The organism is Rhizobiaceae bacterium, from assembly GCA_023953845.1.
Taxonomy (GTDB): domain Bacteria; phylum Pseudomonadota; class Alphaproteobacteria; order Rhizobiales; family Rhizobiaceae; genus Arvimicrobium.
This window is the reverse complement of the sequence record JAMLJC010000001.1, coordinates 3,546,258-3,560,807: the sequence shown is the minus strand read 5'-3', so window position 1 is coordinate 3,560,807 and position 14,550 is coordinate 3,546,258. Positions and strand designations below refer to the sequence as shown.

Sequence of the window (14,550 nt, the reverse complement as noted above, 5' to 3'; positions counted from 1 at the left end):
CGTACAGCGGAAACGGAAACCTTCCGCCGTCTCACTTGTCGGGCTCGCGGATGCGATAGCCCATGCCGCGCACCGTCTCGATCATGTCCACGCCCATCTTCTTGCGCAGCCGGCCGACGAAAACCTCGATCGTGTTGGAATCGCGATCGAAATCCTGATCGTAGAGATGCTCGACCAGTTCCGTGCGCGAGACGACCTCGCCCATGTGATGCATGAGATAGGCAAGCAGCCGGAACTCGTGCGAGGTCAGCTTCAGCGACATGCCGTTGATGTCGGCCTTGGAAGCTTTCGTATCCAGCCGAAGCGGCCCGCAGGTCAGTTCGGAGGAGGCGTGACCCGCCGCGCGGCGGATGAGCGCCCGCACCCGCGCCAATACCTCCTCGATGTGGAACGGTTTGGTCACGTAGTCGTCCGCGCCGGCGTCGATGCCGGCCACCTTGTCGCTCCAGCGGTCGCGCGCGGTCAGGATGAGGACGGGCATCTTGCGGCCCTCGCGCCGCCATTTTTCCACGACACTGATGCCGTCCATCTGCGGCAGGCCGATGTCGAGCACCACCGCGTCGTAAGGCTCGGTATCGCCGAGGAAATGCCCTTCCTCGCCGTCATGGGCGCGATCCACGACATAGCCGGCATCCGTCAGCGCCTCCGAAAGCTGCCGGTTCAGGTCCTTGTCATCCTCGACGACCAATATGCGCATGGAATCAGATGCCTGTCATGGATCGAAAGGGCAGTGTGGCGCAAACGGCGCCGTCCGGGAACAGCATCAGTTCGCAGGCACCACGATCTCGGTCCGGCGCGGACGCTGGCCGTCCTTGCCCGGCACCAGCACGACGATCACGCACACTTCCTGCCCGCCGCGATTGGCCGATTGCGCCTTTGCCAGCGTGCCGCCATTTTCCGCCGCGACCCGCTGCCCGACGGCATAGCAATCGGCCTGCGCGACGAGCACCGGTTGCCCCTGCCCTGCCGCGCCGGCGGGGAACGTCATGGCAAATGCCAGCGGCGCCGCGATCAGCGCGGCGCCCAGTTTGCGGAATCGTGCGGTTTTCTTGCCCATGATCCTCATCTAGCGGTCGCCGGCTGAACAGGGCATGAACATTTCCCGGCATTCCCGCGCCCGGTCGATACAATAGCGGCGCGGCCTGCGTCTGTCATCCGATCCTGTCCCGAGCCCCGATACGGCCGAGAATGGCGATAAGACCCGAGACCGCCGTCACCGCCTGAAGCAGCGTGTCGGTGAGCGCGGTGTTGTCGATCCCGTCCACAGGCAGGCCGGTCAGGCTCGCCACGGCGCTTATGATGGTGATGAGCGAGGCCCAGATGGTACGCGAGAGATACCAGGGTTTTGCGCTGGTCATGCGATACTCCTTGCTTGCTTGAAAAGTCAGATGACGGCGATCCGGCGCGTCGCCGGAATGCCCCAGCCGATGGCGGCGCTGCGCTGTCGCACCGTCACCTTGATGGCGGCCGGCATGGCGCCGAAGTCGGCGGCGATGTCCGCCGCCGTGTAGATCAATTGCGACGCGGGCGACGTCGCGGTTCGGACCACGCCGCCGCCGGCCGCCGCGATCCGTATCTCATATTCCTCCAGCGCCTCGCCGAGCGGGATTTCCGCCTGCTGCCAGTCGTCGGCATTGATCCGACCCCGGCGCACCCATGAAATCAGCAGACCGCCCGCACCGTCCGGCTTCGCCCCGAGATGCACCGGAGACAATGGCAGTTGCGCGCGCACGCCGCCCGTTCTGGTCAGTTCGACGAAATTCGCCGGCGTGATGTCGTAGCCGCTCGGTCCGATACGCCAGTTGCGTTCAAGTCCGACCTCGGCGGCGGCAAGCCCTGCCGCCACCACCGCCTGATCGAGAAGAACGAACACCGCACCAGCCGCCGTCCCTGCATTCGCGGCGTCGTTCGTCCCGAACTGGCCGCGCAGCAGTTTGCGCAGCCGCCAGCTATCCGGCGCGATCTCCTCCGCTTCCTCGAACTGCAAGATCTCCCACCCGCCGGCGGATTCCACTGCGGCCATGTTCGCGCCGTTGAGCAATTGCAGTCGGCTGACGCTCGACAGTTCGCCCGACGAAAGCGCCACGAACACCTCCGTCCGACGGTCGATGCGCCCCTCGAACCCGCCTGTCGGCAGCGGCGCGGTCAGGCGTCCGATGATCGCCGCCATCGTCAGCACCGTCCGCGCGGTGAACCCGCTCGTGTCGCCGGAAGCGTAGACCGACTGGCTGCGCCACGGCTTCTGCCACGCGGCGACGCGCAGGCGCGTTTCGGGCGCGGCCTCCTCCGCCATCATCGGCAGATCGAGCAGATGCGCGTCGGGCTTTCCCGCAAGGATCGGCTGCACGATGGTCCCGGCCGCAAAGCCCGCCCCGCGCCAAGGCGCCGGCACGCCGCGCGCGATCTGCTTCGCGCTCACCGTCCGCAGCAATCCTTCCTCGATGCCGGTGACGATGAAGTCGGAAGAGAGACCGGCATTCGGCAACCGGATGACCGTACCCGGCTCCAGCCCGACATCGGCCGGCGAGACGGAGAACGTCACGCGCTCCCGCTCGGTCCAGACCCGCTTCATCCAGTCGTCGAGCAGCGACTGCGCCTGCCCGAATTCGACGGTGCCGGGAAAATTCACCGCCTGCTGGCGGCTTCCCATCGCTCCCAGCCGCCGGCTGCGCGGCGATGTCGCCTGAAATTCCAGGAACAGCTCGCGCAGGGTGAGAATCGCCTCGCGCGGCAGTTCATGGTCGGGCACGCGCTGGATTTCCAGCGCCGCGTCGTCCGTCAGCGCAATGTCTTCGACCGGCATCGCGCCGCCACTGCCCGACCCCTCCAATCGGAAGACGATGCGGTCCGGTTCTTCCACCGCCATGATGCCGAACAGATCGGTGATCGGCTCAAGTGCGGCCCGCGCCGTCGTCGGGTCCTGAAGCACATAGCCCTGCACCATGCCCTCGGCGTGGCGCGTATCCGCCTCCTCCACGCCATGATCGGCCAGGATGCGGTTGATGAGATCGCTGCAACTGGAGCTTTCGAGCCTTCCGTTCAGCCAGTGGCCGAGATGCCAGTTGCCGCCGTCGCGCCATTCGTCGCTGCGCAGCGGGAATGCCGGAAACGGCCGCGCGTCCCACGCCCAGAGCAGCGTGCGCGTATGGTCGAGCATGAGGAAACCGCCCGGCGCAAGCGGATTGCGTGCGTCCTCGAAGCCCGGAAGCGACGGGTCCCAGTAGCGCTGATGCGCCTCCAGAAAATTGCGCTGCGCGATGTCGGAACGGCCGCCGCTGGAGAAATAGGGCGACGCGCTCTCGGAGGATTTCGGGTCGGGAAAGACGTTGGGCTGGTTCGGCCCCTTGTCCACCGCCGGGCAGCCGAGTTCCGTGAACCAGATCGGTTTCGAGCGCGGCGTCCATGCGGTCGGCGTCGAAACCTCCACGCCGCCGATCCGGTCGAAATGCGGGTTCGACCACCAGTTGACCAGATCCTTGTAGCGGTAGACCCACGGTTTGCCGGAACCGTCCGTGATCGGCGCGCGCTCGCGCGCAGCCCGCGCCGCCTCGTCCGGATAATACCAGTCGAAACCCTCCCCGCCGGCAATCGCCGCCATCATGCCGTCGATGTCGCAGGGCGTCTCGAAACCGTCGGCATTGCCGCCGCCGTGATCGGCGTCGCGCCAGTCGGAAAGCGGCATGTAATTGTCGATGCCGATGGCCGCGATCTCGGGATGCGCCCAGAGCGGATCGAGATGGAAGAAGGCGTCGCCGGTGCCATCCGGCGGCTGGTGCCCGAAATATTCGCTCCAGTCCGCGCCGTAGGTCAGCTTCGTCGCCGGCCCCAGAATGCCGCGCACCTCGTCCCCCAGCTGGCAGAGCGCTTCCACGAAGGGAAATGCGTTCGCCTCGTCGCGCAGCGTCGTCAGGCCGCGCAGTTCCGTGCCGATCAGGAACGTGTCCACGCCTCCCGCCGCCGCCGCGAGATGCGCGAAATGCAGCAGGAAGCGCCGATAGCTCCATTCCTCCGCCGCGCCGTTGAACGCGATCGTGGTCGTCGCGCCCTCCTCCGGCGACGGCGCGAAATCCCCCGCCGCCGCAACGCCGCAGAACGCCTCGACCTGTGCACGCGCCGCCGCCGTCTTGTCGGCCGAACCCGGCTGTCTTGGCCCCGGAAAGCACGAGATGCGCCCGCGCCACGGATACGGCGCCTGCGCCGTCCCGCCATGCGGATCGGGCAGCGTGTTTTCGGGCGGCACGTCCATCATGATGAAGGGATAGAGCGTCACCTTCAGCCCGCGCGCCCTGATCGCGGCGATGGCGTCGATGATCGTCCTGTCAGATGGCGTGCCGCCATAGGCCGCGCCGCCGTCATAATAGGAGACCTGCAAGGCGCTTTCGCGCGCCAGACCCGACACCACCCACGGCGCGGAGAAACCGGTCGAGGTGTTGTCCGTCACCATCGGCCTGATCCTGCATTCGCCGGCCCGCAGGTCGTCGCCGAACCAGCTCGCCACCAGCGCGATATGTTCGAGGTTCGGGCAGAGCATCTGCAATTCGTCCAGCGCCGCCGCGAAATCCGTCGCGCCGCAAAGCACATGACGGTTCAGCGCCTGCGTCTCGCCGGGCTTGATCTCGCGCGTCACCAGCGTCGGCGACAGGCCGTATTCGGTCGCGCCAGGAATGAGCGCGACGCCCTTCACCCGCCTGTGGAACTCGCCCACCGGCCGCAGCACCTCGAACTGCAATTGCGGAATGCGGTTGCCGTATTCCGCCAGCGGAAACCGCTCGAACACGACATAGGCCGTGCCGCGATAGGCGGGCGCATTGCCCGCGCCCTGCCTGGCCTCGATCAGCGGGTCGGGCTCCTGCGCTTCCGTCCCGCGATGGACGCGGATCTCATGCAGCGTCTGGTCGAGTTCCTTGCCGTCCGCCCAGATGCGCCGCACGCCCGCGATCTCGCCCTCGCAGAGCGCGAAGGCGAGATTGGCGAAGTAGGAATATTCGGTGACGCGCGGCCCCTTCATGCCCTGCCGCGACGTCTCGCGCGCCTCCTCGAACCGCGTCGCCCAGATCACCAGCCCGCCCATGCGCGCCACGCCGTAGACGCGCGGAATGGCGACGCCTTCCTCGGCGCTGAAGGGCCGCGCGCCCGAAAGCCTCGGCCCCTCGATGCGCTGCATGCCGTTGATGATGGCGGTATCGATGGCGTAGCCGGCCAGCGCGCCGACCGCCGATCCGACGGCCGCGCCGATCGGCCCGAGCGCGCCGCCGATGGCCACGCCGGCGGCCTGCAACAGGATTGTCGCCATGCAGGAAGTCCCTCAGCGATGATCGGAAAGAGGCGGGAAGGCGAAAACGCCCGCGATCCGCCGCCGCCATTGCGGCACCAGCACCGACGAAACCACCGCGCTTCCCTGATAGGCATGGACGAAGCGGTTCTCCGGCATCAGGATGCCGAGATGCCGCGCCGCCGCGTTCGGTCGCCAGCGGAAGACGAGCATGTCGCCCGGCCTCGCCTCCCCGCCCGGCAGTTCGGCGCAATTGCGCCTGCCATAGAAGAGCACCGGCTCTCCGGGTTCGGAATCCGCCCAGTCCGTCGCATAGGCGCGCGGCGCGTCCGGCTCGCGGCCATAGAGCGCCCGCCACACGCCGCGCACCAGCCCGAGGCAATCGCAACCGACGCCCCTGCCGCTCGCCTGATGCCGGTAGGGCGTGCCGAGCCAGCCCCGCGCCTCCGCGATCACCGCCGCGCGCGTTTCGTCACACCCGCCGCCGCTCATGGAACGATCGGCCCGCCGTCGAAGACCAGCCCGTCCGATACGTAGGCATAGGCGGAATCGTTTCCCGGAAGATGCGGAAACCCGCGGAAGTTCTTGTGATTGCCGAACTTTTCCTTGCAGGCCGCAAAGGTCTTGTCGCAGCCGGCGACGATGGCGAACGTGTCGCCCGGCTGCGGCGGCGCGCCGGAGATCGGCACGAGATAGAGGATTGCCGCGTCGCCCTGCCTGCGATGATCGACGATGCGCTCCGTGCGACCGGCCCTTTGTCCGCTCGTCCAGTTCAGCACGCCATGCGTGAACCAGTCCGGCTCGTACCCGCCGAGCCCGGTCACGCGATAGGCGTCCGGCGCGACCGCGTCCAGCAGCGCGCCTGCCCCGGAAAAGCCGGACGCCGCGAGGTTGAAGCCGCAGCTTCCGTCGCCCAGTTCCGCGCCGCAGGCCCGCGTCAGATAGCGCGCATTCGGCTGGTCCAGCGCGTGCATGCGGCTTTTCAGTTCGGCGACGAAGGCGCCGTCGCGCCGCGCGATCCTGCCGATCGTCGCCTTGCGGATCAGCGCGAAGTCGGCCGGATCGCGCCAGTTGACGAGAAACGTCTCGACCGCCGCGTCGTCCAGCAGGCCCGCCTCGATCTCCTCGTCCACCAGCCCGGCGGAAGACAGCGCGCCCTGCACATCCACGGTGTCGATGGCGAAGCCGAGCGTCTCCTTCGCCTCGCTGGCGCTGAAACCGGCATGCGGCTCGCAAGCCGTTCCGTCGACGGTCAGCGCAAGGTCGTGATCGGTATAGCCGGACACGACTCCGTCACGCCGCGTCAGCCTCCAGGCATGGCAGACGGTGGTGCAGTCGCGCGCCAGATGCGCCCGCAGGGCTTCGGGATAATGCGTCACGGCAACAGCACCTCGATCAGCGGAATGGTGGGGATCTGGCCGGCGCGGAACGAGGTCAGGCTGACCGACATGCGCTCGGCATCGAAGCGCACCGGCACGTCGAACTGGTAGCCGGCCGTGATCTCCACGCCCGCCGGCGGCGGCGCGGCAAAGACGATCTCGCCCGTCGCATCGTCGAACTGCCAGTCGCCGGGCTGTTCCTGCAAGCTGCCGTCGAGCGCCACCAGTAGGCCCGGCACGACCGGTTTGCGGATCGGCCTTCTGTAGGCGTCCGCCCCGGTCCCGTAGGTCTTGGTCAGCGCGAAGCGCGTGCGGCTGCCGTCCGCGATGCCGAGCGACTGGTCGCCCGCCGCCGGAATCTGTTCCGGCCGGCAGGAGCGGTTGTCGAACGGGTCGCGGAAGCGGAAGGTATGGAACGACCCGCGCCGTGCCTCGAAGAAGGCGAGCACGTCGTAAATATGCTGGATCGACCTGACCCCCGTTCCGGCGTCATAGGTGCGCCGCGAATGCGCGCTACGCAGATTGCGCCGCTCCCTGCCGGAACTCATCAGCACGATCTCGTTGCGCCGTTCCGGCCCGCCCGTCGCCCCGAAGGAGACGTCCGGCGGAAAAAGCTCGTCGTGAAAGCTGGCGAGTTCGGTCATTTGTTCGATTTTCCATGTTTCGATAAGCCGCGAACGATCTGGCGGAGCCCGGTATTCTCAAGAAGGAGGCAGAGTGGGAAAGGCTACCCCCACCCCATGAGCAGGTCCGCCCATCCGGCCTTGTCGATATCGAAAGGCTACCCCCCCCCCCCGCCCCTAACCCCTCCCCACAAGGGGGAGGGGAAGCCGCCGCATGCCGGGTCCTTTCCATCTTGTGGGGTGGGGGTTAGCTGCCGCCCGCCAGGTCCCCCTCCCCCTTATGGGGAGGGGTTAGGGGTGGGGGTAACTCTCAAACAGTTTGCTCAGGCCGAAGATGTTGAACAGGCGGTCCGCCTCACACGAATCTCGATCCGCGCGACACCGCCCGCGCCAGCATGCCCGACACCTGCGCTTCGGATTTGCGGAACGAGGCGGCGTCGGTCGCGGTCACGTTGAAGACGACGTTGATGCCGGCTCCATCGCCCGCCGCCGCGACGCCCAGCCGTCCATCCGCACCGCGCTGCAGCGGCAGGATCGCTTCCGGTCCCGCCTCGCCCATCAGGCCGAGGCTGCCGCCCATCGGGAAATAGCTGGGCGAGGACACCACGCCGCCGCTCGCGAAAGGCACGACATGGCCCGGCACGCCGCCCCTGGCGAAGGGAAGCGCTCCCGCCAGCCCACCCAGAAGCCCGGAGAACATCGACCCGGCCAGCGATTGCAGCGGCTTCAGCCCCTGCTCCAGCGCCATGCCGCCGAGGTTCAGTCCGATGCGCCGCAGCACATCCTCAAGGCTCTTGCCGCTGACGGCCGCACTTTTCAGCGCGCCGGTCAGCTGCGTCCCAAAACTCTGCGACAGGCGCTCAAGGTTTTGCAGAGACGCGATGAAGGGTTCGGTGTCGGCATAGATGCCGACCCGCATGTCCTCGGCCATGGGTTGCTACTCCATTCTATCGGGAAACGCCGCCATCAGGCGCGAAAGCACGGCGCGGCCGGGCGCTTCGCCGCGCTTCGGCATTGTGAAATTCACCGCGCGCTCGAATTCGCGTGGCGTCATCGCCCAGAAGGCGCTCGGCGAAAGCCGCAGCACGCCGAGCCCGATCGCCATCACCTCGTCCCAGGGGAAGGCATCAGATGAGGCATCGGCCGGCGTCGCTGCGGCCGCTAAGGGTTTTGCGGTGCCGCCCCTTCCGCCGGCCCGGACGCGCCGAAGGTCACGGTCAGCAGTTCGGCGGCAATCGCCGCGAAACCCGCCGCGCCGTTTTCCACCTGCATGCGCCCGACATCGCCGTCGGTGACATCCGCGCCCGCGCCGCGCAGCCCGGCCCCGATGATCCGCATCAGGTCGAGCGCGGCCAGCCTGCCGCTCGAAAAGCGCTGCACCAGCGCCGTCAGGTCGTCTGCCGCATAGGCCGCCTCCAGCTCCGCCAGCGCGCCGAGCGTCAGGCAGAGCCGCTGCTCGCGGCCGTCGAACACGGCCGCTATCTCTCCGCGTCGCCTGTTCGCCATCACGCCACCGTGAATGTCAGCGCGCCGGCCGATTCCAGCGACATCTCGAACGTGACCTCGGCATCGTGATTGCCGGCATATTCCAGCGAGGTGATCTGGAACGGCCCCTGGATCGTGCCGAAATCCGGCACGACGACCTGCCAGGCCACGATCTCCCCGGCGAAGAAACGCGAGCGCACATTGGCGTCCGACGCCTGATCCTTGAAGATGCCCGCGCCGCTGACGGAAGCGCGCTGCACGCCGCTGCCGGCCAGCAGCTCGCGCCAGCGCCCGACCGAGCCGGAGCACGTCACGTCCACAGTCTCGCTGTTGAAGGCGATGCGCTTCGAGCGCAGCCCCGCCACCGTCACATAGTTTCCCGCCCCGTCCCCATCGATTTTGAGGAGCAGGTCCTTGCCCTTTTGAGCGACCATCGATTGTCCTTTGAAATGTTGAGGGGAGTGGGGGAGTAAGGCAGTAGGGCAAAGGGCAATATGTGGGGATCAGAGCGGCGACCACCCCCCGCGAAACATACTGCCCTACTGCCTTACTGCCCTACCCTTCCACCACCGCCCGAAACCTGAGCAGCCCGTGATAGACGGCGAGGTCGTCGTCGTAGCGCACCTCGGCGAATTCCAGCCGGCAATTCACCAGCGCATGGCTGTCCAGCGCGAGCGGCTGGTCGTGCAGCCGCGCTCGCGCCAGTTCCATGATGTTCTGCGCCTCCTGCTTGCCCTTCGCCTTCGACCAGACATGCAGCGTGAAAAGCTGCTCCGTGCCGATCTCGGTGCCGGTGCTCCAGTCGTAGATGCTGGTGCGGCCGAAGGTGATGTAGGGAAAGGCGACGTTGGCCGGCGCATGGTCGATGATTTTCGCCCCGCCGAGCGCCCCGACGATCGCGGCATCCCCGGACAGCGCCGTGAAGACCGCCTTCTGCAGATCATTCGCCGATGCGGTCATCGCCAAGCTCCTCGCCTCTGGCAGCCACGCGCATCGGCCGCGCTGCCTCCTCCGAAGCCCGCACCGGATAACCGCCCTCGGCCTCCTCGGCCATGCGGTGCGCCTGCCAGCGCAGGGCGCGGACCATTCCGTCGAGCGTCAATCTCACCGCCACCTTCACCGACCCACCTCGCGCGTCCGGCATATCATGTAACGACCGCTCTCGTCGGCATCGTGAACGGTCACGATTTCAAATATGCGACCGCCCTTGCGGAAGCGCATGCCGCTTGCGAGGCCGTCCCGCGCCCTCAGCGTGATGCGATGCGTCACCGTTTCCAGCGACTGGTCCGCGCCGAAACGGGCCGTGGCTGACACTGGCTCCAGTTGCGCGAATACCACCGCCACTTCGTTCCAGGTCTCCGCATGCCCGCCCTGCCCGTCGGGCGTGAGCGACGCCGCTTCCAGCGCGAGCTCGGTGCGCAGCCGGCCGGGATCGATGAAGGCCGACCGCATCAAAGCCTCCTCGCGCGATAGCCGGCAAGCATGCGCTCGTAGCCGACCGGGAACGAGACCGGCTGGTCGTCCGGCCCGAACGCCGCGCGAAACTCGAACCAGTGCGCGACGAGCACGAGAATCGCGCGTTTCAGAAGGTCCGGCACGTCCGGTCCCGCCTCGCCGAACCCTGCGACGAAATCGATCTCGACGCCGTTCATGGCCCGGAGCGGCGCTGCCCGCGCCGAAAAATGCAGCCGAGCCGGCCGCGAAAGCCTGTCGAACTCGTAAGTGCCGGGGTCGATCAGGCTCGCCTCGCCATCGGGTCCGTAGGCGGTGACGGAAAGTATCTCCTTCACCGGATGTTTCGCGATCAGCGCGCAGCCGTTGCGCGGCCAGCGGTCGAGCGCCAGCCGCCAGCTCTGGTCGATCAGCGCGAGGCCGGCGGACTTCTCGACCTCGTCGCGCGCGGCGCGGATCAGGCCGGTGAGCAGCGCGTCCTCGCTGTCGTGATCGAGGCGCAGATGCGCCTTCGCCTCGGCAAGCGTCGCCGGCTCCACCGCCGGATCAACGGTTCGGAAAAGCGTCATGCGCACTCCAGATTGTGGGGATAAAAAAAAGCGGCTGGGTGAAACGCCGCCCACTTCAGTTCCTCGCCCCCGCCACGGGGGGAGAGGAACCCAAGCTGGAGCAGCGCCTTATTCACGCGCCAGCGCCGAACCGCATCAAGCTGAGTCGAAAATGGCGGACTTCGAGAACCGGAGCGGAGCGACCGTTCTGGTCGTGAGCACCGGAAGCGCAGAAGACCGCTATTTGCAGACCAGCTTCATGCGGTTCCGAACTTCACCAGCTTTATCGCATCAAAGTCCTGCACTCCGCCGCCGACGCGCTTGGTCGTGTAGAACAGCACGTACGGCTTGGCGGAATACGGATCGCGCAGCACGCGCACGCCGGTACGGTCGACGACCATGTAGCCGCGTCCGAAATCGCCGTAGGCGATAGCGAAGCTGTCCGTCGCGATATCCGGCATGTCCTCGGCCTCGACCACCGGGAAACCCATCAGCATGGCGCGACCGCCCGGCGTCGCCGGCGGCTGCCACAGATAGTTGCCGTCGGCGTCCTTGAATTTGCGGATCGCGGCCTGCGTCTTGCGGTTCAGCACCCAGTTCGCGTTCTGGCGATAGCCAGCCTTCAGCGCGTAGATCGTGTCGATCAGCGTGTCGGACGGGTTGCTGGCCGCGAACGCGCCCGAAACGCCGGTCGCGATATAGCCCAGCTTCGTCCAGGCCCAGCTCGCCTCCGCCACCGTTTCGTAGTCGAGGAAGCCGCGCGGCTTGTTGGTGCCGTCGCCATTGACAAAGGCCGTGCCCTCCTGTTCGGCGAAGGCGACCTCCACCTCACTGGACAGCCACTGGTCGAGATCGACGACCGCATCTTCCAGCAGCGTCGCCGTCGCCGCCGGCATGGCGTAGAGCTCCATGGTGGGGAACGACAGTTCGGCCAGCGTCGGCGTGTTGGTCTGCGCGCGCGAGGCGGTTTCCGCCACCCAGCCGGTCGCCGGGCCGGTGATCGCGAACGGCTTCTTCAGCACAGCCGCCGAGACCTGCCGCACCGAGGCGATGGAGCGGATCGGCGACAGTGCGGCAAGCCGCTTGCCGATCTCGGTCTCCGTCTCGTTGGGCACCAGATAGCCGCCGTCCTGACTGGAACCGTAGGACATGGCCTTGGTGTCCGGCGACCTCAGCTGCCGGTCGTCGCCGCTGCGCACATAGGCCTCGAAAGCCTGCTTGTGCTCGCTGGGCATGGCCTGTCCGGCGCGTCCGAGCCCGGGACGCAGCTTCTTCAGCGTCAGTTGGTCGAGCGCCCGCTTCTGCTCGTCCAGCGCCCGCGAGATGCGGTCCACCTTCTCGACCGTCACCACATCCGCCGACTTCGCCTCGATCTCGGCCAGCCTGCGGTCGTTGTCCTCCTTGAACGTCTCGAAGGTGGACATGAATTCGTGGAACGCGTCCTGCACGTCACCGCCGGCTGATTTCACCTCGGGCGCGCATCTCAATCCTGCTTCCGTCATCAACGAAGTTCCTTGTGCTGCATCAGGCGCGTCGCCGCGCGGATGGTGCCGGCAAGGTCGCCGGCGTCTTTTCGTGCGGCGTCCCGCTCGCGGGTGAGATTTGCGAAGCCCCTGGCAATCACCGTGCGGGCATCGCTTCGCGTCAGGCCCGCATCCCGCGTCAGCCAGCGTTCGAATTCGCGGATCGTCGGCAGTCTTCCCTTCACCTGCGCCACCCGCGCTTCGGGCAACATGGGAAAGGTGACCACCGAGATTTCCCAGAGATCGGCCTCAAGGATGCGCCGTACGCCCTTCGCCGGATCGGCTTTTGCCCGCACGGTGCGGAAGCCGATGGAGAGGCCGTCCAGCGCCTTGCCGCGCATCAGCGCCAGCACCTCGCGCGCGCGGCCGACATCTTTCGCCAGCCGGCCGCGCACGAACAAACCGCGCGCATCCTCGCGAATGTCCGTCCATGTGCCGATCGGCTCACCGGGATCGTGCTGAAAGAGCATGCGGATGCCGCTCGCCCTTCGCCGCCGGAGCGACTGCGCGAAGGCTCCGCGCTCCACCACGTCCTTTGCCAGATCGACCTTGCCGAACAGGCTGGCATAGCCGGAGAACGATCCGTCCTCCTCGACTTCACCCAGCCCGAGCTCGGCGAATTTACGTTCGCTGCTCAAGAATGCCGCGTCAGCGCCCATAGCGATCCTTCCATCTGTCAGAAAATCCGTGCTCGAAGCCGCGCATGAGAAAGCCCAGCGCCCACCATGCCGTGACGCTCGCCGCTGCCGACCCCATCATCAGGATTTCGCTGGAGTTCAGCACGCCGTCGATGCCGAGTTCCTTGGCGATCTTCACGCCCACCGTACCGCCGAATACCAGTCCGGAAACCACGCCCACTGCAAAGCGAAGCGCCGCCTCGCGCCGTCCCCGCGGCAGGAGGTAAGCGAGCGAGATCGCCGAACCGGCCAGCGCGCCCGCGCCCTTGGCCGCCCACAGCCAGGCCGTGTCATTGATGTCGGACATGATGAAGCTCCTTAGGGAGGGCAGTAAGGGAATAGGGGAGTAGGTGGATGTCGAAGGGTCGGCTAGGCAGAGGGCCAGAACATACTGCCCTACTCCCTTACTCCCTTACTCCCATACCCCACCGCTTCCCGTTTCTCGTCCTCGCTGAGGAAATCCGCGGCTCCGACGCGCGCCCACAGCGCGTCGCGTTCGCCGGTCAGGCCGAAAACCTGATCGGCGTCGAACCAGAGCCGAACGCCGTCACCGAAGAGCGGCGACAGCCATGCCGAGAGTTCCCGGGCCGTGCGCATCACCAGCGGCAGCACGGTCAGGCGGTAGAAGGCCCGGTTCGCCTCCTGATAGTTGGCGTAGGTGTTGTCGCCCGGAATGCCGAGCAGCATGGGCGGCACGCCGAAGGCGAGCGCGATGTCGCGCGCCGCGCCGTTCCGCGCCTCCATGAAATCCATGTCCTTCGGCGTCAGGCCCATCGCCTTCCAGTCGAGCCCGCCTTCCAGCAGCAGCGGCCGTCCCGCCCGCGTCGCGCCGGAATAGCCGTCCTCCAGTTCCGCCTTCAGCCGCTCATATTGTTCGTCGGTCAAATTGCCGCCTTCCTTAGGCGCGTAGACCAGCGCGCCGGACGGCCGGGCGGAATTGTCGAGCAGCGCCTTGTTCCAGCGCCCCGCCGCATTGTGGATGTCCAGCGCCATCAGCGCTGCCTCCAGCGGCGGAAAGCCGTAATGCTCGTCCAGCGGATGAAAAAGCTTCAGGTGCAGCGCCCCGCCCTCGCCGAGCGGAATGCACTGCCGCCGCTCGTTCTCGCGATGGTCGAGCGCCACCGGCCAGCCGCCGGCATCGGTCGCGACCGTCACCCGATCGGGCCGCAGCAGATGCAGTTCCCGCGCCTCAGCGCCGCTGTCGATCAGCTGCACATAGGCGTTGCCGGAAATTAGCAGATAGCCGTAGAGCGCTTCCATGAAGGCCGCGCCCGCCTGCGCGGGGTTCGGCCGCTCGAGCAGGTCGAGCAGCGGATGCGCCGCCAGATCGTCCGCGCCCTCATAGACCAGCCACGGCATCGCGGCCGCCGCCTCCGCGATCATGCGCACCGCCCGGTGCGCGACCGGATTGCGCATGAAACCTTCGCGGGCGAGCCCGGCATAATCGCGCCGCGTCCACCGCGCTTCGCCCTCCATATGCAGCGCGACGAAGCCGTAGCCCGCAGCCTTGCGTTCGGGCGCGGCGGGAGCGCCCGCCGGCTTTCGCCACGGAAATCGAAATGCCATTCGGATCATCCTTTGTTCGGGCGAA

18 protein-coding genes and 1 pseudogene are annotated in these 14,550 nt (G+C 67.1%); all 19 read right to left on the bottom strand.

Features of this window, described 5'->3' with window-relative positions:
* Positions 1-31: 31 nt before the first annotated feature.
* The 19 genes and pseudogenes from M9955_17560 to M9955_17470 all read right to left on the bottom strand — a co-directional run bounded on the left by M9955_17560 (position 32) and on the right by M9955_17470 (position 14,525).
* Positions 32-697 (bottom strand): response regulator transcription factor, encoded by a 666-nt coding sequence (locus tag M9955_17560; protein ID MCO5083449.1) that lies wholly within the window; start codon positions 695-697, stop codon positions 32-34.
* 66 nt (positions 698-763) lie between these two features.
* Positions 764-988, bottom strand: coding sequence for a hypothetical protein (locus M9955_17555; GenBank protein MCO5083448.1), 225 nt, complete (start codon positions 986-988; stop codon positions 764-766).
* A gap of 163 nt (positions 989-1,151) precedes the next feature.
* Complete coding sequence (locus tag M9955_17550; GenBank protein ID MCO5083447.1) at positions 1,152-1,358, bottom strand: hypothetical protein; 207 nt, start codon at positions 1,356-1,358, stop codon at positions 1,152-1,154.
* Positions 1,359-1,384: 26 nt separating this feature from the next.
* Positions 1,385-5,293 (bottom strand): glycoside hydrolase TIM-barrel-like domain-containing protein, encoded by a 3,909-nt coding sequence (locus tag M9955_17545; GenBank protein MCO5083446.1) that lies wholly within the window; start codon positions 5,291-5,293, stop codon positions 1,385-1,387.
* Between the two features lie 12 nt (positions 5,294-5,305).
* Positions 5,306-5,764, bottom strand: coding sequence for an NlpC/P60 family protein (locus M9955_17540; GenBank protein ID MCO5083445.1), 459 nt, complete (start codon positions 5,762-5,764; stop codon positions 5,306-5,308).
* Complete coding sequence (locus M9955_17535; protein ID MCO5083444.1) at positions 5,761-6,651, bottom strand: DUF2163 domain-containing protein; 891 nt, start codon at positions 6,649-6,651, stop codon at positions 5,761-5,763. The genes M9955_17540 and M9955_17535 overlap by 4 nt, the downstream gene beginning before the upstream one ends.
* Complete coding sequence (locus tag M9955_17530; GenBank protein ID MCO5083443.1) at positions 6,648-7,295, bottom strand: DUF2460 domain-containing protein; 648 nt, start codon at positions 7,293-7,295, stop codon at positions 6,648-6,650. Before M9955_17530 ends, M9955_17535 begins: the two co-directional genes overlap by 4 nt.
* Before the next feature lie 334 nt (positions 7,296-7,629).
* On the bottom strand, positions 7,630-8,205 hold the full coding sequence (locus M9955_17525) for a phage tail tape measure protein (GenBank protein ID MCO5083442.1): 576 nt from the start codon (positions 8,203-8,205) through the stop codon (positions 7,630-7,632).
* Positions 8,206-8,211: 6 nt separating this feature from the next.
* Positions 8,212-8,379: a phage tail assembly chaperone gene (locus M9955_17520; GenBank protein MCO5083441.1), complete on the bottom strand. Its 168-nt coding sequence runs from the start codon at positions 8,377-8,379 to the stop codon at positions 8,212-8,214.
* Between the two features lie 56 nt (positions 8,380-8,435).
* Entirely contained in the window at positions 8,436-8,780 is a 345-nt protein-coding gene (locus tag M9955_17515) for a gene transfer agent family protein (GenBank protein ID MCO5083440.1), read from the bottom strand.
* Entirely contained in the window at positions 8,780-9,193 is a 414-nt protein-coding gene (locus M9955_17510) for a phage major tail protein, TP901-1 family (GenBank protein MCO5083439.1), read from the bottom strand. Before M9955_17510 ends, M9955_17515 begins: the two co-directional genes overlap by 1 nt.
* Positions 9,194-9,314: 121 nt before the next feature.
* The gene (locus M9955_17505; GenBank protein MCO5083438.1) at positions 9,315-9,719 is read right to left on the bottom strand and encodes a DUF3168 domain-containing protein; all 405 of its coding nucleotides are present in this window, start codon (positions 9,717-9,719) and stop codon (positions 9,315-9,317) included.
* Positions 9,700-9,861, bottom strand: a complete 162-nt coding sequence (locus M9955_17500) for a hypothetical protein (protein MCO5083437.1) — start codon at positions 9,859-9,861, stop codon at positions 9,700-9,702. Before M9955_17500 ends, M9955_17505 begins: the two co-directional genes overlap by 20 nt.
* Positions 9,862-9,875: 14 nt before the next feature.
* On the bottom strand, positions 9,876-10,211 hold the full coding sequence (locus tag M9955_17495; protein ID MCO5083436.1) for a phage head closure protein: 336 nt from the start codon (positions 10,209-10,211) through the stop codon (positions 9,876-9,878).
* Positions 10,211-10,780 (bottom strand): head-tail connector protein, encoded by a 570-nt coding sequence (locus M9955_17490; protein MCO5083435.1) that lies wholly within the window; start codon positions 10,778-10,780, stop codon positions 10,211-10,213. The genes M9955_17495 and M9955_17490 overlap by 1 nt, the downstream gene beginning before the upstream one ends.
* A 236-nt stretch (positions 10,781-11,016) precedes the next feature.
* Positions 11,017-12,261, bottom strand: a complete 1,245-nt coding sequence (locus M9955_17485; protein MCO5083434.1) for a phage major capsid protein — start codon at positions 12,259-12,261, stop codon at positions 11,017-11,019.
* A complete protein-coding gene (locus M9955_17480; protein ID MCO5083433.1) occupies positions 12,261-12,941 on the bottom strand; it encodes an HK97 family phage prohead protease in 681 nt (226 codons plus the stop codon). Before M9955_17480 ends, M9955_17485 begins: the two co-directional genes overlap by 1 nt.
* A 52-nt stretch (positions 12,942-12,993) precedes the next feature.
* Positions 12,994-13,266, bottom strand: a pseudogene (locus M9955_17475) (DUF6107 family protein).
* An 89-nt stretch (positions 13,267-13,355) separates the two neighbouring features.
* A complete protein-coding gene (locus M9955_17470; protein ID MCO5083432.1) occupies positions 13,356-14,525 on the bottom strand; it encodes a phage portal protein in 1,170 nt (389 codons plus the stop codon).
* Positions 14,526-14,550 lie beyond the last annotated feature (25 nt).

Bases quoted from the DNA above. Each gene is read 5' to 3' on its own strand.
- M9955_17555 (MCO5083448.1), bottom strand. From the start codon at position 988: ATGACGTTCCCCGCCGGCGCGGCAGGGCAGGGGCAACCGGTGCTCGTC.
- M9955_17480 (MCO5083433.1), bottom strand. From the start codon at position 12,941: ATGGGCGCTGACGCGGCATTCTTGAGCAGCGAACGTAAATTCGCCGAG.
- M9955_17490 (MCO5083435.1), bottom strand. From the start codon at position 10,780: ATGACGCTTTTCCGAACCGTTGATCCGGCGGTGGAGCCGGCGACGCTT.
- M9955_17470 (MCO5083432.1), bottom strand. From the start codon at position 14,525: ATGGCATTTCGATTTCCGTGGCGAAAGCCGGCGGGCGCTCCCGCCGCG.
- M9955_17510 (MCO5083439.1), bottom strand. From the start codon at position 9,193: ATGGTCGCTCAAAAGGGCAAGGACCTGCTCCTCAAAATCGATGGGGAC.
- M9955_17505 (MCO5083438.1), bottom strand. From the start codon at position 9,719: ATGACCGCATCGGCGAATGATCTGCAGAAGGCGGTCTTCACGGCGCTG.
- M9955_17495 (MCO5083436.1), bottom strand. From the start codon at position 10,211: ATGCGGTCGGCCTTCATCGATCCCGGCCGGCTGCGCACCGAGCTCGCG.
- M9955_17515 (MCO5083440.1), bottom strand. From the start codon at position 8,780: ATGGCGAACAGGCGACGCGGAGAGATAGCGGCCGTGTTCGACGGCCGC.
- M9955_17560 (MCO5083449.1), bottom strand. From the start codon at position 697: ATGCGCATATTGGTCGTCGAGGATGACAAGGACCTGAACCGGCAGCTT.
- M9955_17550 (MCO5083447.1), bottom strand. From the start codon at position 1,358: ATGACCAGCGCAAAACCCTGGTATCTCTCGCGTACCATCTGGGCCTCG.
- M9955_17485 (MCO5083434.1), bottom strand. From the start codon at position 12,261: ATGACGGAAGCAGGATTGAGATGCGCGCCCGAGGTGAAATCAGCCGGC.
- M9955_17530 (MCO5083443.1), bottom strand. From the start codon at position 7,295: ATGACCGAACTCGCCAGCTTTCACGACGAGCTTTTTCCGCCGGACGTC.
- M9955_17540 (MCO5083445.1), bottom strand. From the start codon at position 5,764: ATGAGCGGCGGCGGGTGTGACGAAACGCGCGCGGCGGTGATCGCGGAG.
- M9955_17520 (MCO5083441.1), bottom strand. From the start codon at position 8,379: ATGGCGATCGGGCTCGGCGTGCTGCGGCTTTCGCCGAGCGCCTTCTGG.
- M9955_17545 (MCO5083446.1), bottom strand. From the start codon at position 5,293: ATGGCGACAATCCTGTTGCAGGCCGCCGGCGTGGCCATCGGCGGCGCG.
- M9955_17525 (MCO5083442.1), bottom strand. From the start codon at position 8,205: ATGGCCGAGGACATGCGGGTCGGCATCTATGCCGACACCGAACCCTTC.